Consider the following 18,879-nt stretch of genomic DNA (forward strand, 5'->3'; position numbering starts at 1 on the left):
GTTATAAAATAAGGATATAGGATGTGGTATTAATATCTGGTATAATAGGAACAATGACATCAGTGAAGGGACGGTTCTATCCATTGAAATCCACAGCGAAATTGTCGGCGATTGGTGCCTATGTGCCGGAGCGTCGTCTGACGAACCAAGATTTAGAAAAGCTCGTTGACACTTCAGATGAATGGATTGTTCGCAGAACGGGAATGAAGGAACGGCGCATCGCCGGTCCGGAACAGTTTTCCAGCGACTTGGCTTGTGCGGCAGTGCGGGATCTTGTCGTACGCTATCAGAGTGATCTAAACGATACGGATCTCGTGATCGTCTCAACCACAACTCCTGATTATGGTTTCCCAAGTGTTTCTGCACGTGTCCAAGCAGCTTTTCAGTTGAAACAAGCCGGTGCCATTGATCTGAGCGCCGCTTGCTCCGGATTTGAATATGCGCTTCATGTAGCTAATGGTTTGGTAACGAGCGGATTGCATAAAAAAATTCTTGTGATTGCAGCTGAAACGATGTCGAAAGTAACGGATTACAGCGACCGCACAACTTGCATTTTGCTCGGTGACGGAGCCAGCGCAGCTCTCGTCGAACGAAGCGAAGAAAATGGGGCGTTTCTTGGCGCTTATATGGGTGCTGACGGCAGCCTGGGAAAAGCACTGTACCGTACCGGTTTGTCAACCATCATGGATGGTGAAAAATTGGTGGATAGCGGAAAGATGATTCAAAATGGACGTGAAGTCTACAAGTGGGCGGTAAAAACCGTCACAACGGGCATTCCCGAGCTGCTCAAAAACAGCGGCCTGTCCATCGAGGACATTGATTGGTTCATTCCACACAGTGCAAATTTACGTTTGATTGAAGCTGTGTTTGATCGATTGAACGTACCGATGGACAAAGTATTGTACAGCTTGGAGTATTATGGAAACACGTCATCAGCCTCAATTGGTCTTGCATTGTCTGATGCCGTTAAAGAAGGAAAGATTAAGAAAAACGATCGCCTTTTATTGTACGGATTTGGCGGCGGACTCTGCCACTGTGGACAGGTCATTGAGTGGAATGCTTGATCAGTATTTCCGTTTTGCGGAACGAAGAAAACGGTATTTATTCCGTACATGATGCTTGGATAATGAAACCAAAGGGAACAAGGCGGGTGTTCGAGTCGTGGGTATGTGGCAAACGAAAGAGGCATTGATTGATCTTCTTTGCGAGATGATGCGAGTTGATGCCGACTTTGCATTTTGCCCTCAAGAACTATTAATCGACGGCATTCATGAACTTTTTAAGGATTAATCAGTGTCGCCAGCTATAAAATGATCGATATCCAATGATGTAAGTTCATGGAGTTCTTGAATGACGGCTTCGTACATTGAGTCGAGATCAAGCACTTTACATATAGACAAGCCCTTTTTAATGAGTATGCGTCCTTGTTCTGACTTTTCCATTTTATCTAGGATCACGCCTTTTCTTATGTAGGCAACAGCCAAGCCTTCGAATCTTTTGACGCGTGTACATTCCTCAATGGATTTATTCGCGTAAATATAAGCTTTGTTATATTTATGGTTTTTAAAGAGAAGTATTGTTAGATTCAGCAGGTAAGAGGATTTTAAATCATCATTTCTTATAATGTATGAAAAACGATCAATTTCGCCTAGCGCACGTTCAGCTATTGCGATTCCGGTTTCAAGCGGAAAACAAAAAAAGATATTATTTATAAGTTTCAATTCAATAGAATACCAATTGTCTAATTTTGAAAGACGTTCCCAAACTTTATTTGCGTATGGGAATGCCTTTTCAAATGACCTTTCAATATGAATTGCATACATTGCCTTGCATACATAGAGGATATCCTGAACAACGTTGTCGAAATTATTTTTTAAATATTCTGTGCACATTTCGTAAACGGCATTCACTTTTTGAAATTCAGCGCTCGTTCTTAATTTAATAAAATCATGTACAATTTTATCTTTGCCATTTAAGCTATAGGAATTTTGAATATACATCAATTCTTCATATGAAATATCTAACTTCTCTAATATATGCATGAATTTACCTACAGTCGGTTGCATATTACATGCTTCAATCTTTGCGTAGGTAGCGCGAGACATCTGATCCCCAGCAATATACTTTTGTGTGTAACGTTTTGATTGACGAACCCTTTTTAATACTTCACCTAATTGATACCTCATAGCAAGGCCTCCTAAAAAAGAGTGTGAGTATATTATACATTTTAATATAGCTATGTCGAATCATGCTAGGATAAATATATCAAAGGAGGTGTAGGCCATGTTTAGTCCTGATATTATATGGTTTATGTCCGTTGAACCGTGAACTGTTAGGGATGAAACAACAGCTATTGTTAACGCTCCCCTTAACAATAGTTTGCTTTTCTAGACTGCTATTCAGTCAACCATTGGTTTTGCTTCTTTGTCCTTGGATGGTAGGCAAACCATGGAAGCAGTTGAGAATCAGAAGTCAGGCGACATGCGCCGTTTCGATTCTCAACTTATTTTTTTGCAATGTAAATCCATAAAATGGAAAATATATAATTATATGTAATTTTTAGGATAGATGAGTCTTACACCGTTTTTTTTATTGACAATTTTTCCCATGATCAATGATGAAAAATAGTGTATAGTTTTTATAAGATACATTTTCCATGGAGTTTCACAATCAGCTGACTAAAGTAGAGTGTAGGCGTTTAATCTGAATGCCTTTGAACATTAAACCACTTATTCACTCTTGCATGCGTTCCTGCTCATCGTTTTTCCACTGCTTTTTCATATCGTTTTCCATTTATCAAGAAGTTGTTTTTTCATCCGGTTACATACCGTATTTCGTTGCGTCATGGTTTTTTTCACGAAGCGTGCAGCGTAATCATTCAAAGATGATTGATGAAAATGGAACGCAACTTCCCTTGAATCAACAGTTGAGATTTACGAATACGGATTGATTAATCGCGGCAGGGTGCTAACAGTGAGTGTAGGTGTGTGTTACGCTCCGTTACAAGTCTGTCGGTTACGAATGCTTCTTACTATATTCTATTAATCCGATGTCGGCAATCATTTTGCTAATGAAGAGCGTTGAAGAACGGAACATGAGTCAGCAGCTGAAAAAGATAATTTCTGGATCTGTACAACGTGTTGAGGAATTCAACAGATTGAAGGAGGAATTTCGTTGAAAAGAACTGGAGAAATTGCATTAACGATTATTGGTGGCTGTATTAATCTGCTCGTATTGCTCATCGGTATTCGATTGGTCACTGCGGATTACTCTGCAATACGCAGCCAATTGCAAGCTGCAGGAGAGCAGCAGGACCTAACTCCGCAGCAAATTAATGATTTTATTCATATTGCACAGGCTGCAGGCAATTTTATTTTAGTGTACAGCATTATTATCTTTTTGCTTACAGCAATTAGCCTGTTCCTTCTTTTGAAATTAAAGATGACGAAAACGTCTGGGATATTATTGCTGATTGCAGGGATCTTGAGTCTACCGGAGCTGCTGGTTCCCGGCATTCTGTTGGTGATCGCTGGAATTATGGCTTTGGTAAGAAAACCGCAGCAGCCCAGAGATGCTTATTAATCGAATCGTCCAAAGTAAAACGACCGTCGGCCACCTATAGGCCAACGGTCGTTTTGCGCTATTGATTAAGAATGCTGTCCTCAAGATAATCCTTCGTATCACCATAGGTACGTTCGATATGATGCTCGCCCCAGATGCAGAGCGAATGGAGAATTTCTCGTAAAGAATTTCCGTACGCACTCAACTCGTATTCGACTTTCGGCGGTACCTGATTGTATACAATGCGATTGATAATACCGTCGTGTTCAAGCTCACGCAGCTGCTGGGTGAGCATTTTTTGTGTGATCTTCGGGATCAATCGTTTGAGCTCGCCGGTTCTTTTCTTGCCGTTCATTAAATGACAGAGAATGACGGGTTTCCATTTGCCGCCGATAACCTCGAGTGTCGCCTCAACTGAAATGTTATATTTCTTAGTCAATGTTGTAACCCCCGTAATTGTTACGTAAAAGTGCCTACCCTACAAAAAAGTACGTACTTGTCTGAAAGTTATGCACCTACCATAATAGCATGTGCAAGTTGTTTTGAACACCATTCTGGAAGGGGTCGTTTCATGTCGTCTAAACGTAGTGTTTTTTCATTAATCGCTCTAGCAACGAGTGCATTCGCTATTGGTACAACTGAATTCATCAGTGTTGGTTTGCTCCCGTTAATGATGCAGGAATTTCATGTTTCTTATTCAATGGCGGGGCTAACTGTCACGCTCTATGCATTGGGTGTCACCATCGGCGCTCCAGTATTAACCTCGTTAACGGTAAAAATACCAAAGAAACGGCTGCTGATTTTAATTATGATTGTTTTTCTCGTCGCCAATACACTGGCTGCTGGTGCGCCAACGATCGAACTGTTGCTGGCAGCACGAATACTGTCTTCTTTTTCTCACGGTGTGTTCATGTCGATCGGCGCGACAATCGCCGCTGATCTTGTTGCACCGCATAAACGTGCGAGTGCGATAGCGATCATGTTTACCGGAGTTACGCTCGCAACAGTGACGGGTGTGCCAATCGGTACGTTTATTGGTCAAATAATGGGATGGAGAGCCGCCTTTGTCGTTATTGTAATCATTGGATTCATTGCATTAGTTGCCAACGGTTTTTTAATTCCTTCTCAGTTGAAAAAAGCACCAAAAATGAGGTTTGCTGATCAGTTTAAACTCATCAAGACTGGACCGCTGCTTCTTGTTTTCGTAATCACTGCACTCGGCTATGGTGGGACGTTTGTTGTCTTCACCTATCTGTCTCCATTATTGGAAAAAATCACTGGATTCTCGCCAAATGCTGTTGCTCTGATCTTGTTTGTGTATGGCGTTGCTATTGCTGTCGGAAATACATTCGGCGGGAAGGTTGCGAATAATAATCCGATGCACGCATTGATCTATATGTTTGTTTTCCAGGCTGCTGCACTCTTTCTCTTGTCCTTCACCGCATCGAACAAATTACTCGGTGTAACCACTGTTGTTTTCATGGGTTTATTTGCGTTTATGAATGTTCCTGGTTTGCAGCTTTACGCTGTGATGCTCGCGGAACGCTTTGTCCCGGAAGCTGTGGCTGTTGCCTCTGCTGTAAATATCGCAGCATTTAATGGGGGAGTAGCTTTAGGATCATTTATCGGCGGTCAAGTTGTTCTTCATCTCAACTTAATTGATACAACATGGATCGGCGCGCTTATGGTTCTTGCTGCGGCCGTTTTAAGCATCTGGAGCGATGCTCTGGAACGGCGGTCACTGAGCAGAAGGGTTTCCTGTTGCAGACAGTGACTGAGAGTTCATTGAAAGAACGGACCGCGGTGATGCCGCGATCCGTTTTTCTTTTGGGTTATTCTATTTCTTCAGTCTGTGCCCAGGAAGAACATCCTGCAGGTTCAATCATCGCTTCAAAACACATTTTTCAATGGCGTAGGCGACGCCTTCCTGCTCATTTGTCTTGGTGACGAATTGAGCCTCGGCTTTTAATGCATCAATGGCATTGCCCATTGCAATGCCTAAGCCGGCAAACCGAATCATTGCTAAGTCGTTTTCTTCGTCACCGATTGCCATCACCTCAGATGAAGCCAATCCAAGAAAATGAGTGAGCGTTTGCAATGCCTTGCCTTTATCTGCATCTTTATTTAAGATTTCGAGCAGGTAAGGATGAGATTTGACCATGGTATAGTTTTTCCTGTACGATTGCGGGATTTCGGCAATTGCCGGTGTTAGAATTTTCTCACTGATGCAGAAGACGGCTTTATTGATTCGGATGTCGGCAGGAAGGTGTTCCATATCTGCTTTTACAAAGGGCATTGTTTTCATGACTGTTCCGTATAAAGAAGGTTTTTGCTTAGGATAAGGGGGGCAGTAGACTTTTTCGCGATCAATAAAATTCATTGGAAGGTCACGTTCTTGACTCAATGCGTAAAGGGAAAGCAGCTGATCGCGAGTTAAGATCTTTTCAGAGATGACTTCACCGGAATCGCTTTTTTGCACAAGTCCTCCGTTGTACGTGACTGCAAAATCACCAGGATTGGTGAGGCCAAGTACACGCAGATACCTGTCGATTCCACGAAGCGGACGTCCGGAACAGAGAACGATTCGAACGCCGCTTGCTCTTGCTGCTTTGAGCACGGCTTGTGTCTGTTTTGTGATCTGTTTCCGATCATTCAGTAAAGTGCCGTCAAGATCGATCGCAATTAATTGAATCACTTTGATTCCTCCAAACTCCTTTAACTCTCTTAAGTATACAGCGATGTGCATGAACAAGGAATGAAAACGCTTATAAAAATGTACAAAATCAAGGCAGTCGATCACGAACCAACTGCCTAGGAGGCCCTTTAAAAGGGAACAACAATTTTTATAAAACAAAGATATCCGGTCACGGAGCCTAACAAGATGCCGGAGAGTACGTCAGATGGGTAATGCAAGCCAAGAAAAATCCGAGATACAGCGACGCTCAATCCAATAGGAAGCAGTATAAGGCTTAACGACGGGTGTAATAATATTAATGGAGTAATAACAGAAAAAATAGCAGTACTATGACCCGAAGGGAATGAGTTGTCTTGTATGGGATTTACTGGATGATTTGTTCCGTCAAGGATGAGATAAGGACGTTTTCTCGGAAAGCATCTTTTGAAAATCTGAACAATAATATGACTCGTTATTAGTGATACAGCACAAGCAATAGCGGTTAAATGCAATGGACCGTGTGCAAAAATCAACAGAAAGAGAACGAGTGCAATTTCAAGTACGGCTCCGCCAATATTAGTGATCATGCGAAAATAAGCATTTAACATTCTGCGTTCAAAATGCTGATTGATTCGTCGGAATAAGCGGCATTCCATTTCATACAGTGCATGAATGGACAGCAATCGTCTAACCTCCCTATAAACAGATTCGAAGCATCGAAAGGTGATAAATGATTCGCAGTGAAACGGTCTTTTTGATCTGTACGATGCTTTTATTATAGTGTACGTGATCATTGTTAAGCAAAACATTGATTTATTGTGCATGTATGTTTATTATTTATCGGCGTCTAATGGCTCATTCATAAATTTAATTCCATTTTAACAAAAAAGCGCATCACAATGGAATTGAGGCATAGTTTACAAGATTGAGCGTCAATAGTATACTCGACTCAAACTCATTTAGAAATACATATAGGAAAACATTGGAGGAAACTAGATCATGAAATCCAGGTTTGACGTGAGAAACGATCGAGATCTCACGATGCTGGTTGACTTTTACGAGCTGACCATGGGCAACAGCTATCTCTCGGAAGGAGTAGGCGATCAAATCGTCTATTTTGATATGTATTTCCGCAGAGTTCCTGACGGGGGCGGCTACTGCATTATGGCCGGAGTGGACCAGCTGATTGAATACCTTGAGAATCTCCGCTTTACAGAGGAAGATATTAATTATCTTCGCTCCACGAAGTCCTTTTCAGAAAAATTCCTCGATTATCTTTCCACATTTAGCTTTTCTTGTGACGTTTGGGCAATTCCTGAAGGCTACCCTGTCTTTCCGAACGAGCCGCTCGTCACTGTGCGTGGTCCTGCGATTCAGGCACAACTGCTTGAAACAATGATTCTCGTAACGATTAATCACCAAACGTTGATTGCAACAAAAGCAAACCGCATTTGCCGCGTTGCCGGGAATCGGCCGGTGATGGAATTCGGATCGCGGCGGGCGCAAGGGTATGATGGCGCCATCTACGGCGCGCGCGCTGCTGTCATCGGCGGCTGTTCTGCAACGGCCAATACCTTAGCGGGCATGATGTTCGATATTCCTGTTTCAGGTACGATGGCCCACAGTTGGGTCCAATTGTTTGACAGTGAACTTGAAGCGTTTCGCGCATGGGCAAGAGCGTATCCGGATCAATGTCTGGTCTTGATTGATACGTATAATGTCTTGAAATCAGGGCTTCCCAATGCGATTCAAGTGTTTAAAGAACTTCGCGAACAAGGTCATGAGCCGATGGGTATTCGGATTGATTCAGGGGATATCACCTATTTGACACGCAAGGTAAGGAAAGCGTTGGATGAGGCGGGTTTCCCGAATGCCATAATTGTCATCTCCAACTCGCTGGACGAACATATCATTAAAGATGTCTTGGTTGAAGGCGCAAAAATCAATTCGTTTGGTGTCGGTGAGCGATTGATCACCGCACGTTCCGAACCGGTTTTTGGTGGCGTGTACAAACTCGTTGCTGTAGAGAAAGACGGAAAGATTGTTCCACGAATCAAGATTAGTGAAAATGAAGAGAAAATCACTAATCCAGGATTCAAAAAGATTTACCGAATCTACGACAAGGATGCGGATAAGGCGATTGCCGATCTGATTTGTGATGAATCGGAAACGATTGATGAAAGCAAGACGCTCACTTTATTTGATCCTGTATTTACTTGGAAAAAGAAAAAATTAAAGCGGTATAAAGCGGAACTTTTACGAAAACAGATTTTCAAAGATGGCAAGTTATGCTATAAGAGCCCCTCCGTCATGGCCATTCGCCAATTTGCCCAGGAGCAGGTGCAGCGCCAGTGGGCAGAAGTGCTCCGCTTTGAAAATCCGCATAACTACTTCGTTGACTTGTCTTGGAAGGTTTGGAATGAGAAACATAACCTTTTGAACCGCTACTCAGACGAGTTCAGTGGAAAATAATGATCCAACAGAAAAACCCGAAGCATACAATCCACGCAGCTTCGGGTTTTTCTTATGCCAGATGAAAGGTGGTTTTGATGAGCTCGGCTGCTTGATCCGCACTAAGATCCGTTGTATTGATGCGCAAATAATTGGCTTCTGTAATTTCCCCTGGAAACGAATTCAAACGATCGTGCTGCATCGACTCAATCAAATTTTGTTCCGATTGTTTGATGTCGCGTTTTGTTGGTTTTTCAGCGAGCCGGTCCGGCATTAAGTTGCGTTTCAGGCGGACGTTGAGGTCAGCTTCCAGTTCAATAAAGAACATATCAGCTCCTGCAGAACGAAAACAGCGGCATACCTCGTCAATACGCTGCCACTCTTCAGCTTGATTAAATGCCCATACCGTTGTGAAAATCAATCCATCGAGATTACTTTTTGCTGCGGCGGCGAAAATTTCATTTCGAATCGTGTGGCAAAGCGTCCACATTTGTTCGGTAAAGCCGAAAAGAGGAACGAGCAGATCGATCGTCATATGATTGTGAAATAATTTTAAATGTGTTTTTGTCGCGAGCGCTTTTCCAATGGTCATTTTTCCAACTGCCTGCGGACCAAATAAGAGAACGAATTGCATCTTATTCCTCCCTCGAAATAGGTGTGCCTTGAACGGTTTGGTTCCTGTGTAGTGACTGATAAAAGCAGCCCATGCCTGTAACTGCCACGATCGAATAGAGTACCGCCATTCCATAAGAAGGCAGGAACGCTCCAATCATCACTCCAAGTGACCCCATCACTTTTGCACCTTGAAAAACAAGACCATAGACAGCCATATAAGAACCGCGTACTTTTTCTTGAGTCATTGAGGCGAGCAGGGTTTGACAGACCGGAACATACATGAGCTCGCCAAGTGATAGGATACCGATCATTAAGAAGAGCAGGTGCCACTGATTGCTGAAGGCGAGGGTGATATAGCCTGAGCTGTACAGGCAAAGGCCAATAAATAAGACATGATTTGATGGATAACGTTTCATCCATAGATTGACCGCCAAAGTAAATACAACAATGAGAATCGTATTTTCAACCCTCAGCCAGCTGAGCAAGGTTAAACCATCAACAGAAAAAGGCCCGATAAATTGATGGAACTCATGGGACAACCGGATTGCAATATAGTTGTTCATTTGGAATTCTAGTGAAAGAATCAGCAGCTGAGCAAGACAGAAAATGAGAAATCGCCGGTCCTTCATGACGCTTTGATAATTTTTTCCCATATCGAAAATTAGTCGACCCATTGTCGCCGAATTGTTTTGTTTGTTGTTTTGGCGATGGCTTTCCTTCATGAAGAAAGCAAGCAGCGCAAACACAAACATGGATGTCAGCGTCAGTACGAGAAACAACAGGAATCGATGCCGGTTAAATGCCAGTCCACCGATTACGCTACCGGCTGCGATGGAAAGATTAACTGACCAGTAGTTGACGCTATACATGAATTGACGATTTTCTTTTGTGCTGACGTCAATCAGCATTGCTTCGGCAGCTGGGTTCATGAAACCGTTGCTGACGCTTTGAACCAGCATCATCAAGAAGGTAAGAACGGGTGATTGAAGCCAGGGTGAATTTGCCGCAGTCATTAATGAAAAAGCAATAATTTGGATTAATTGTGCCAGAACCATGACACGCTTTCTCCCAAGCCGATCTGAAAAAAAACCGCCCCAAAAACTTGTCACAATCGATGCAAACACATTGATGAGCAGAAGCAGACCTGTCCGCGCGGTACCGAATTCTGATGCGAAATAAATAGCCATGAATGGAAAGACCATATTTCCGACAAAACGCGACAGAAAAGAGGTCAGTAAACGGATTTTAATATTTGGATGCAGAGTCTTGAATGGATTCATGAACGTCGCTCCTAACGATAAAACATTCTGTACAGCTATTTTTCTATAAACGAAACGGTGAAAAAAGTGTAAAATAAAATAAATGCTTTCCCCTTTTATGTAATTCTATTTGTTCAGCATTTTTGAGTACGAAGGGAGGCGATCTTATGAATGCCTATGATTATTACACAGAATTGTATCTTGCTAAGGTTGGAGGCGAGGAACGGCAGTTCGCAATCAGCATCGCCGAATGTGCAGAAATCTTTTATTGTTCGGCTCGGAATGCCAAGTTGATCATTCACAAACTTGAGAATTTATCGTGGATTCAGTGGAGAAGCGGCAGAGGACGCGGAAATAAGTCGCAAATTCATTTTTTGAAGGAATTAGACACCTTCGTTAAAGAACGAATTAACGCGCTCGTGAGCAGGCAGCAATTAGATCAAGCACTTGCCTTTCTGCAAGCGCATACGCTACCTCAAATGCTTGCGAACCAGTGCTGGGCACGAGTGAAGAAAGAATTTGGCTATCAAACAAATCAAAACAAACAGAAGGAACAGGATATTCTGCGCATCCCGATAAACCGTCAATTAACCACTTTAGATCCGGCGCGTGCAGCGATAACGACGGAGTCGCATCTCTCTCGTCAAATTTTTGACTGTCTCGTGAATTACAAGGTCGATTCGGATACCTTTGTTCCCCACCTGGCTCATTATTGGGAGCACGCTCTTGATCGGACAGAATGGAGGTTCTATTTAAGAAAAGGAGTCTATTTCCATAGTGGACACGAACTGACCGCCCGCGATGTTGTCTTTACCGTGCAGCGCATTGCTGACCCGGTGAATCACTTGCCGTGCCACTGGTATTTCGATACACTTTTGAAGGTGAGGCAGCTGCATCGCTATGTGGTTGCATTGACATTCTCCAAGCCGACGCCCGCCTTACTCTACTTCAGTTCGCTGAATCTGGCGATTTTGGCTTCTGATACCGGGTATCACCCAAAACAGATGATTGGTACCGGACCGTTTAAAATTGTACACTCTAGCAATCAGCTGCTCCTATTGGCACGTTTTGCCGATTATTTCCGTGAACGCGCGCTGCTTGATCGGATTGAATTGTACGTTGCACCCAAACTTGTCGGAGCGAAAAAAATGTATGACGTACCGCAAATTCAGGCGGATCACGCAACACATGCAAAGCGCTTTGAAGAAAAGGGCAGCAGCTACATGATTTATAATCTTAATAAATCGGGTCCTCTTCAGGATAAATGGTTGCGGCTAGCGATGAACACGGCGATTGACCGCAACAAAATGCTTCGCGAACTCGGCGGCGACAGATACTGCCCGTCAAACAGTTTTATTCCAAACAATTCGGAACGCGGGTTGAAAGCGGTTGGAGATGCAAAACGAATAGAGGAATGTCTTGGGCGGAGTGTTTATCAAGGCGAACGATTAAAACTTTATTATTTTAATCATCAGCCTGTTGCTGTTGATGCCGCGTGGATCAAAAATGCTCTAGCACGATTTGGGGTGTGTCTGGAACCTATCCCTTGGCCGATGGATCAATTTTATAATGACCAGTTTGTTGAAAATGCCGATATCATTCTTGGCGGAGAAGTGCTTGAGGAAAATGTAGATCTGGGATTGATTCATCTGTTTAAGGATCAAAGCAGCTTAATTCGCAGAATGCTTGATCCAAAGCGATTAGCCCGTGTTGATCAATTCATGGATTTGTTTATCCAGGCAGGCACGGCAAAAATGAGAAAAGAAGCTTTTAAACAATTGGAAATGTATCTCAATAGCGAACAGCTGTTGATTTATTTATACCACAGCCGCAAAGAAATCACCTTCAATGCAGCATTATCAGGAATCCGATTGAATGCGTTCGGTTGGGCAGAATTTAGTAAACTATGGATTAAACCCAGTTCATCGGCAGAAAAATTAATCAATTAGGAGAAACGAATGAAGTTCATTTCATGGAATGTCAACGGTTTTCGCGCGCTTCAGCGCAAAATGGATGTTTTTTCATGGCTTAAAGAAACAGGAGCTGATGCACTGTGTATTCAAGAAACGAAGCTTCACCAGGATCAAGTACAGATCGATACACCAGGATATCATCAATTTTGGAATGATGCCGTTCGCAAAGGCTATTCGGGTACTGCTATTTTTACAAAAAATAAACCCCTTCGTGTCACCTATGGAATGGGGATTGAGGTACATGATCAAGAGGGACGATTGATTACTTTGGAGTATGAAGATTATTATTTGGTCACGGTCTATACACCGAATGCCAAAAGAGACTTGACGCGGCTTGCCTATCGCTTGGAATGGGGCGCAGCCTTTACCGACTATATGAAGCGGCTGGATGAGAAAAAGCCGGTTATTTTTTGTGGTGATCTGAATGTCGCCCACCAAGCGATTGATTTGACCTATCCCAAGAACAACAAAGGGAATTCAGGATTTACAATCGAGGAACGTGAGGACTTCACCGCTTTACTTAATAATGGTTTTGTTGATAGTTTTCGCCATTTGTATCCGGAGCGTACGGATGCCTATTCGTGGTGGTCATTTCTATTTAATGCGAGGGAACGGAATATCGGATGGCGCATTGATTATTTTGTTTTGTCCAAATGCTTGAGCAGCAGTATTCGCGACGCAAAACTTTTAACAGAAATATACGGTTCGGATCATTGTCCTGTTGAACTGGATTTGGATTTGAACTGATGAATTTAGGAAAAATGTGTGATCGATTGTGACAGAAAGCTGTGCATCGATCAGTCTTTTGCTGGCTGGACATTGAGCGCGATTTCAAAGAGTCACATTCTGATGAGGGCAATAATAAAGCACCGGGGGATGTTTTGCCTCCGGTGCTGCTTCATCATGCGCTGGTTATTTCACTTTATTTTGTTCCGCCCATTTTTCCAATTCAATCATCGCTTGATAGACCGTTTCAACTGAAGGACTCAGCGGATGCATATCCATAAGGGAAAAAGGTTTGTGAACCGATGAATCAGCGATGTCATGAATTTCTTGGTCGGTTAATGCACCAAGCGATAGATCTTCTAGGCAAAACGGAAGCTTAAGTGCCCGATAAAATGGGAGAAGACGAGTCATTTCATCGTATTTCTTTTCAATGACGAGTTCAACCATAATTCCATAAGCAACTTTTATACCATGTAGCAAATGGTGTGTTTCTTTGCGAATGGTCAGCGCATCATGAACGGCATGAGCTGCTGTCGCGCGGGCATATTCGTCGCCAAATCCGCCGACTAACCCACTTGCCACGATATTAGTCTCCATAACTTCAATCCATTCATCGGAGAGCTTTCCCTGTTTCATATCCTCAATGGCTTGTTCCGCATGATTTAGCGGGATTTCTAAGCATTGACGAGCTGCTTCACGAGAAAAGCGAAGTGCAAGACTCTTACGGTCGGCATTTTTTAATAGAAGGTCTGCTTCATACCACTTGGCAATGGTATCTGCGACTCCGGCGATAAAATAATCGATCGGTGAATCAAAGATAACACGAGGCTCGATCAAAAGAAGAAAAGTTTGATTTTGATAAATTTCATGGCCGATACATTCACCGTTATCTTTATACAGTACGGAAAGACAAGACCATGCGGCACAGTTGCTTGCCATCGTTGGCAGCAGAATAACGGGTACTGCGCCGGCTTTATATGCTGCGGCCTTTGCGGTATCCATAACTTTACCGCCGCCTAGGCCAATAATTGCATCGGCCTGTTTGCTGTGAATCAGGTCGATCATGCGTTGAATTTCATTTTTCGAGCATTCACCGTTAAAGGAGACATCAATGACCTCGATCCCTTGCTGGGATAGATCGGGAAGATATGGCGCTGCTTTCTGCATTGATTTGGTTCCGTGAAGCAAGATCACACGGCGAATAAAACGAGATTTAAGTTCAGGTGCAAGCCGATCATAAGCACCTTTTTCTAATACATATTCTTGAGGGGCAATTCGTGAAATAAGCTGCAAGGCCATTTTCTTTCTCTCCTTAATAAACATAACGATCTGATTTTTTCTATTTGTGTTGGAAACATCAGGTGTTTGGAACTATATAGTAGCCGTTTTCAGATCGACTTGTCAATTGGTAGATAGCGCTCACGTTCTTGATTTAGCGATGTTTTCAATGCAATTTTAGCATTAACCGAATACACCTGTTTTCAAGCATTACGATAGCTGGATCGATTATTTTTCTCTATACTATTAAGTAATCTCGGAAAATTGACAATAAATGAAAGACAGGTGAATGATAGTGAATAAAATTGTGTTTGGCTTTGATCAAGAATTCTCATTACCGTCAGCAGAGTATGAGCAGCTTGCACAACGGTTTAAAGATCACTATGAATTTGTCCAACTCGATGCGAATACGGTTCCCAATTCTGTTTCTTTGGAAAATGCGGTTGCGTTCATCGGTGCGCCATCAGCAGAATTGCTAAAGAAAATGCCGAACTTACGTTGGTTGCAGCTGCCAAGTGCTGGAGCCAATCATTTTGCGCATCATCCCAATCTCGCAAAAGAAGTTACCCTCACCAATTCAAGCGGTGTGTTCGGTGTGATCGGTGCTGAGCATACGCTTGCCTTGATTTTAGCCTTAATTCGAGAAATCCCCTTGTACGTCAAGCAAACGGAGCGTCATCTTTGGCACGAAGGGGATCGATGCTTGCAAATTGACGGTTCGACCTTTGGCATCATCGGCTATGGAGACATTGGTTCGGAAATCGCACATCGCTTGAAGGCATTTGGCGCGCGCGTACTTGCGGTAAAGCGCAACCTGAGCAGGCTTCCTGAGGATGCAGATGCTGTCTATACGTTGGCTGATTTGGATACAGTCCTCAATGAATCGGATTTTGTGGTCAATGTGCTGCCTTTAACTCCGGAAACTAAGAATTTGTTTGATGCGAAACGATTTGCTGCGATGAAAGACGGCGTACAATTTATCAACGTTGGAAGAGGCGGGACCGTTGATGAGCGCGCATTGATTGACGCAGTCCATTCCGGAAAAGTTGGCGGGACAGCCCTCGATGTAACGGCTGAGGAGCCGCTGCCCGAAAATCATCCTTTGTGGGATTTGCCGAACGTACTTATTACTTCCCATTCCTTAGGTGTCGGACCAGGAAAATATAAAAGAAGAAATGATTTAGTCGCGAAGAATGTAACAAATTTCATTATGGGTAAACCATTGAAAAATCAAGTGAATCGGGAACTTGGCTATTAACTCATGCCGCATAAAAACGAGCACCGTTTTTTTATAAGGGAAGAATGCTTATCATTTTGTCATGCAGTAAGAAGTCACCGCATCCTGCGGAAGTAAGGACCGGGCGCTTTTTGCCCGGTTTTTCTTAGTACATGTGTCTCACAGTCAATCGTGGCTGTGCGATTTTTTTTGCAAAAGCAAAAGGTTGTGAACAAGAAAAATTCAATCTTTGATACTCAAAATTAACAATTCTTACTAAATATTCGTCAAATGAAACAAAGTTGTAATCGAAACGTGTCGGACGATCGGCAAATCTGTTGTTATAATAAGAAGTATGTTGAAAAATGATAGACTCATTGTTTCATTGTTTCACGGTTGGCGAATGAATCAGTCGATAAACTGAGTTTGTGTAAGGGGATTGAATAAATGAATGTACCGAAGTTAAAATTTGTCGCATCAGTATGTCTCTCATGTTCGCTTGTGTTAAGTGTCAGCAGCGGACCGGTTTTCGCGGCAACGACCCAATCTCAATTAAAAGATAAATTGAATACGATTCAAGATCAGAAACAAAAGAATAAGGAAAGTATCTCAAAATCGAAGCGAAAACTCTCGAAAAATCAGGACAAGCAAGACGCGGTGGTTGAAGCGATCAAAACAACCGATAAGAAGATCAGTACCTTAAACGGAAGAATCAGCAGCACACAAACGGTTATCGATCAAAATAAACTGAAAATGGAGCAATTGAAAGAGACGATTAATAAGATTAATCAGCGTATTGACGCAAGGGGCGAGATTCTTCGCGGACGGATTCGAACGATGTATATTAGCGGCGGGGCGGTAAACTATCTCGATGCCCTCATGGGCGCGAAGAGCTTCGGCAATTTCCTTGATCGTCTGCTGGCCCTTAAAATGATTACAGATCAGGATAATCGAATCATTAATGATCAAAAAAAAGATAAACAAATTCAACAAAACAGCAAAGAAAAGCTGCAGAATGTTCTCGCGCAAACAACGCATGCGTTACATAACTTAAACACGATGAAAACCAGTTTAGATCAGGAGAATAATCATAAACAAGGCTTACTTAAAGATCTTCAAAACCAAGCCGATGAAATTGAAAAAACCGTTCTTTCGACAAGCGAACAACATGACATATTGAATGCCCAAGAATCCGTAGTTAAAAAGCAGCTTGATGATTTGGCTGAGGCAGAGGCAAAAGCAAAAGCTGAAGCAAAGGCGAAGGCAGAAGCAGAAGCGAGGGCAAAAACGGAAAGAGAAGCGGCAGAAGCAAAAGCGGAGCGAGCGAATACAGCAATTGCGAAGAATGATACAGATAGCAGTACAGCAGCAGCTGATTCAGATTCGAATCAGAGCAGCGGCACAGTTGAGAATGCGCCGCAAACAGCTGCTGAAACGGTTTCTCCGGCAAATACGAGTACTCAATTAATCAGACCCGCAGCGGGTTACATCTCGTCAGGCTTCGGCTATCGTTCATTTGATCAGGGATTCCATCCGGGAATTGACATTGCGAACAGTACGGGTACGCCAATTCATGCGGCGGCCGATGGTATTGTCTTCAGAGCTTATCAATCGTCCAGTTATGGAAATTGTATCATGATCTCTCATGTGATCAATGGACAACTCATGACAACCGTGTATGCCCATTTATCAGCAATCAATGTTTCAGAGGGACAAAACGTCTCGCAAGGACAGACAATTGGTGCTATGGGGAGCACCGGTGAGTCGTTCGGATCGCATTTGCATTTTGAAGTCTATAATGGACGCTGGACACCGCCGCCGCACAATGGTGCGGTGAATCCGCTCAATTATATGAATTAAAGAAGTTTTCTTGAAGAAGAGCTTGAGCAGCTGTTCTTCTTTTTTTATTCTGATTCCCCATTCCGCGCATAAAGTTATGATATATATTTTTGTTTTGCAGTGTAGCGGGATGAGGAGCTGATCAAACTGAGTATTCAAAAGATCTGTGGCATAATTAATTTATCGGAAATGGAAACGTCAAGGCTTTTAACTGTCAGCAAACCTTTGGCAGCACTTCCGTTTTGCGGCAGCTACCGACTGATTGATTTTCCACTGTCGAATCTTACAGCAGCCGGATCCGAGTCGATCGGTATTTTTATGAATGAATCCTACCGTTCCATCTATAATCATGTACGCAGCGGCAGCGATTGGGGCCTCGATGGAATCAGCGGGGACCTTTTCTTTTTTGCACCGGGAATTGATCAGTCACGGTATGGCCAGAATCATGAAGATCTTGTTAATTATTATGATAACCTTGAGTTTATTGAAAAATCAGATGCGGATTATGTCGTCGTCTTGGGGGCGCAGGTTCTGTGTAATATCGACTTGCGCGCCTTATTGCGAAATCATCTCGAACAAAAAGCAGCCATTACCGTTGTCTATAAAACGTCGCGGCGAAGCGAAAGTGAAAGCCTTCCGATTGCAGAACTGGACATGAGCAAAAGTGGGAGAATCAGGGGGATGGTCTCCAGAGGAACGATTGACAAAAAACGGGTGCCGATAAATATGGAAATTTATTGCATGAAAGCATCGCTTTTTATAAAAGTCGTGCGCTGTTCGGTTGCACGAAATGAAGTGTACTATTTGCGTGAAGCGTTGCACCAAGCGGTTACAGAATTTCCCGCCTATGGATTCGAATATACAGGTTATATGAAAAAAATTCAGTCAATAAAAGCGTATTATGATGCAAATATGGATATGCTCGAGGATGCGAACCGGATCGCTCTATTCGGAGGTAGCCATCAGATAGGGACAAAGATGAAAAACGAAGTACCCGCCTATTATGGACCAAAGGCTGCACCATATGATGCATTGATCGGTGAAGGGTGTCGGATGAATGGCTGTGTCCGTCATTCAATCGTGAATCGAGATGTTTCGGTTTATGAAGGAACGAATCTTGAAGAATCCATCATCATGGAAGATTGCATCATTGGCGAAAATGTGTACTTAAAACATGTGATTGTCGGACAAGGTACGTACGTAAAACCAAATACACGAATAATCGGACGAGCGGATCAGCCCTTTGTTCTTGAAAAGAAGCAGACGCCTCATAGGATACCTTGAACA

At 43.0% G+C, this 18,879-nt stretch carries 17 protein-coding genes; 10 read left to right on the plus strand and 7 right to left on the minus strand.

Annotation, left to right across the window (positions count from 1 at the left end):
* Positions 1 to 53 precede the first annotated feature (53 nt).
* Positions 54 to 1,064 carry a ketoacyl-ACP synthase III gene (locus tag SIN01_RS04010; protein ID WP_039746306.1) on the plus strand — a complete coding sequence of 337 codons (1,011 nt, stop codon included), beginning with the start codon at positions 54 to 56 and terminating at the stop codon, positions 1,062 to 1,064.
* Between the two features lie 97 nt (positions 1,065 to 1,161).
* Positions 1,162 to 1,290 (plus strand): hypothetical protein, encoded by a 129-nt coding sequence (locus SIN01_RS15515; protein ID WP_272947198.1) that lies wholly within the window; start codon positions 1,162 to 1,164, stop codon positions 1,288 to 1,290.
* On the opposite strand, the gene SIN01_RS04015 is transcribed toward SIN01_RS15515, so the two are convergent.
* Positions 1,287 to 2,186, minus strand: a complete 900-nt coding sequence (locus SIN01_RS04015; protein ID WP_010026599.1) for a helix-turn-helix domain-containing protein — start codon at positions 2,184 to 2,186, stop codon at positions 1,287 to 1,289. The two genes, SIN01_RS15515 and SIN01_RS04015, sit on opposite strands and share 4 nt — an antisense overlap.
* 988 nt (positions 2,187 to 3,174) lie before the next feature.
* On the opposite strand from SIN01_RS04015, the gene SIN01_RS04020 reads away from it, so the two are divergent.
* Entirely contained in the window at positions 3,175 to 3,582 is a 408-nt protein-coding gene (locus tag SIN01_RS04020; protein ID WP_010026597.1) for a DUF4064 domain-containing protein, read from the plus strand.
* Positions 3,583 to 3,640: 58 nt separating this feature from the next.
* Here the strand turns inward: SIN01_RS04020 and SIN01_RS04025 are convergent, their stop codons facing one another.
* Positions 3,641 to 4,000, minus strand: a complete 360-nt coding sequence (locus SIN01_RS04025; protein ID WP_047034769.1) for a winged helix-turn-helix transcriptional regulator — start codon at positions 3,998 to 4,000, stop codon at positions 3,641 to 3,643.
* A 132-nt stretch (positions 4,001 to 4,132) separates the two neighbouring features.
* Between SIN01_RS04025 and SIN01_RS04030 the strand changes: the two genes are divergently transcribed.
* The gene (locus tag SIN01_RS04030) at positions 4,133 to 5,335 is read left to right on the plus strand and encodes an MFS transporter (protein WP_010027324.1); all 1,203 of its coding nucleotides are present in this window, start codon (positions 4,133 to 4,135) and stop codon (positions 5,333 to 5,335) included.
* Between the two features lie 108 nt (positions 5,336 to 5,443).
* Here the strand turns inward: SIN01_RS04030 and yidA are convergent, their stop codons facing one another.
* Positions 5,444 to 6,256, minus strand: a complete 813-nt coding sequence (gene yidA / locus SIN01_RS04035; RefSeq protein ID WP_010027325.1) for a sugar-phosphatase — start codon at positions 6,254 to 6,256, stop codon at positions 5,444 to 5,446.
* A 128-nt stretch (positions 6,257 to 6,384) separates the two neighbouring features.
* Positions 6,385 to 6,915, minus strand: coding sequence for a phosphatase PAP2 family protein (locus SIN01_RS04040; protein WP_029548343.1), 531 nt, complete (start codon positions 6,913 to 6,915; stop codon positions 6,385 to 6,387).
* Between the two features lie 319 nt (positions 6,916 to 7,234).
* Here SIN01_RS04040 and SIN01_RS04045 point away from each other — a divergent pair, with 319 nt between their 5' ends.
* Complete coding sequence (locus tag SIN01_RS04045) at positions 7,235 to 8,707, plus strand: nicotinate phosphoribosyltransferase (RefSeq protein WP_047034770.1); 1,473 nt, start codon at positions 7,235 to 7,237, stop codon at positions 8,705 to 8,707.
* A 52-nt stretch (positions 8,708 to 8,759) separates the two neighbouring features.
* Here the strand turns inward: SIN01_RS04045 and SIN01_RS04050 are convergent, their stop codons facing one another.
* Both SIN01_RS04050 and SIN01_RS04055 read right to left on the minus strand, forming a co-directional pair.
* A complete protein-coding gene (locus SIN01_RS04050) occupies positions 8,760 to 9,320 on the minus strand; it encodes a P-loop nucleotide/nucleoside kinase family protein (RefSeq protein WP_010026096.1) in 561 nt (186 codons plus the stop codon).
* Between the two features lies 1 nt (position 9,321).
* The gene (locus tag SIN01_RS04055) at positions 9,322 to 10,581 is read right to left on the minus strand and encodes an MDR family MFS transporter (RefSeq protein ID WP_010026095.1); all 1,260 of its coding nucleotides are present in this window, start codon (positions 10,579 to 10,581) and stop codon (positions 9,322 to 9,324) included.
* A gap of 146 nt (positions 10,582 to 10,727) precedes the next feature.
* On the opposite strand from SIN01_RS04055, the gene SIN01_RS04060 reads away from it, so the two are divergent.
* Together SIN01_RS04060 and SIN01_RS04065 are read left to right on the plus strand one after the other, a co-directional pair.
* Positions 10,728 to 12,509: an ABC transporter substrate-binding protein gene (locus SIN01_RS04060; protein ID WP_010026093.1), complete on the plus strand. Its 1,782-nt coding sequence runs from the start codon at positions 10,728 to 10,730 to the stop codon at positions 12,507 to 12,509.
* Between the two features lie 9 nt (positions 12,510 to 12,518).
* Positions 12,519 to 13,280 carry an exodeoxyribonuclease III gene (locus tag SIN01_RS04065; RefSeq protein ID WP_010026092.1) on the plus strand — a complete coding sequence of 254 codons (762 nt, stop codon included), beginning with the start codon at positions 12,519 to 12,521 and terminating at the stop codon, positions 13,278 to 13,280.
* 165 nt (positions 13,281 to 13,445) lie between these two features.
* Here the strand turns inward: SIN01_RS04065 and SIN01_RS04070 are convergent, their stop codons facing one another.
* Positions 13,446 to 14,558, minus strand: a complete 1,113-nt coding sequence (locus SIN01_RS04070) for an iron-containing alcohol dehydrogenase family protein (RefSeq protein WP_010026090.1) — start codon at positions 14,556 to 14,558, stop codon at positions 13,446 to 13,448.
* A 268-nt stretch (positions 14,559 to 14,826) separates the two neighbouring features.
* Between SIN01_RS04070 and SIN01_RS04075 the strand changes: the two genes are divergently transcribed.
* The 3 genes from SIN01_RS04075 to glgD all read left to right on the plus strand — a co-directional run bounded on the left by SIN01_RS04075 (position 14,827) and on the right by glgD (position 18,876).
* Complete coding sequence (locus SIN01_RS04075; RefSeq protein WP_237760108.1) at positions 14,827 to 15,795, plus strand: D-2-hydroxyacid dehydrogenase; 969 nt, start codon at positions 14,827 to 14,829, stop codon at positions 15,793 to 15,795.
* A gap of 405 nt (positions 15,796 to 16,200) precedes the next feature.
* Positions 16,201 to 17,613, plus strand: coding sequence for a murein hydrolase activator EnvC family protein (locus SIN01_RS04080; protein ID WP_010023211.1), 1,413 nt, complete (start codon positions 16,201 to 16,203; stop codon positions 17,611 to 17,613).
* A gap of 150 nt (positions 17,614 to 17,763) precedes the next feature.
* Complete coding sequence (glgD, locus tag SIN01_RS04085; RefSeq protein WP_272947199.1) at positions 17,764 to 18,876, plus strand: glucose-1-phosphate adenylyltransferase subunit GlgD; 1,113 nt, start codon at positions 17,764 to 17,766, stop codon at positions 18,874 to 18,876.
* Positions 18,877 to 18,879: the final 3 nt, after the last annotated feature.

The organism is Sporolactobacillus inulinus (genome assembly GCF_006539285.1).
Classification (GTDB): Bacteria; Bacillota; Bacilli; order Bacillales; family Sporolactobacillaceae; genus Sporolactobacillus; species Sporolactobacillus inulinus.

Coding starts and splice junctions, on each gene's coding strand:
- SIN01_RS04010 (WP_039746306.1), top strand. CDS start 54: ATGACATCAGTGAAGGGACGGTTCTATCCATTGAAATCCACAGCGAAA.
- SIN01_RS04015 (WP_010026599.1), bottom strand. CDS start 2,186: ATGAGGTATCAATTAGGTGAAGTATTAAAAAGGGTTCGTCAATCAAAA.
- SIN01_RS04030 (WP_010027324.1), top strand. CDS start 4,133: ATGTCGTCTAAACGTAGTGTTTTTTCATTAATCGCTCTAGCAACGAGT.
- SIN01_RS04045 (WP_047034770.1), top strand. CDS start 7,235: ATGAAATCCAGGTTTGACGTGAGAAACGATCGAGATCTCACGATGCTG.
- SIN01_RS04050 (WP_010026096.1), bottom strand. CDS start 9,320: ATGCAATTCGTTCTCTTATTTGGTCCGCAGGCAGTTGGAAAAATGACC.
- SIN01_RS04055 (WP_010026095.1), bottom strand. CDS start 10,581: ATGAATCCATTCAAGACTCTGCATCCAAATATTAAAATCCGTTTACTG.
- SIN01_RS04060 (WP_010026093.1), top strand. CDS start 10,728: ATGAATGCCTATGATTATTACACAGAATTGTATCTTGCTAAGGTTGGA.
- SIN01_RS04065 (WP_010026092.1), top strand. CDS start 12,519: ATGAAGTTCATTTCATGGAATGTCAACGGTTTTCGCGCGCTTCAGCGC.
- SIN01_RS04070 (WP_010026090.1), bottom strand. CDS start 14,558: ATGGCCTTGCAGCTTATTTCACGAATTGCCCCTCAAGAATATGTATTA.
- SIN01_RS04075 (WP_237760108.1), top strand. CDS start 14,827: ATGATAGTGAATAAAATTGTGTTTGGCTTTGATCAAGAATTCTCATTA.
- SIN01_RS04080 (WP_010023211.1), top strand. CDS start 16,201: ATGAATGTACCGAAGTTAAAATTTGTCGCATCAGTATGTCTCTCATGT.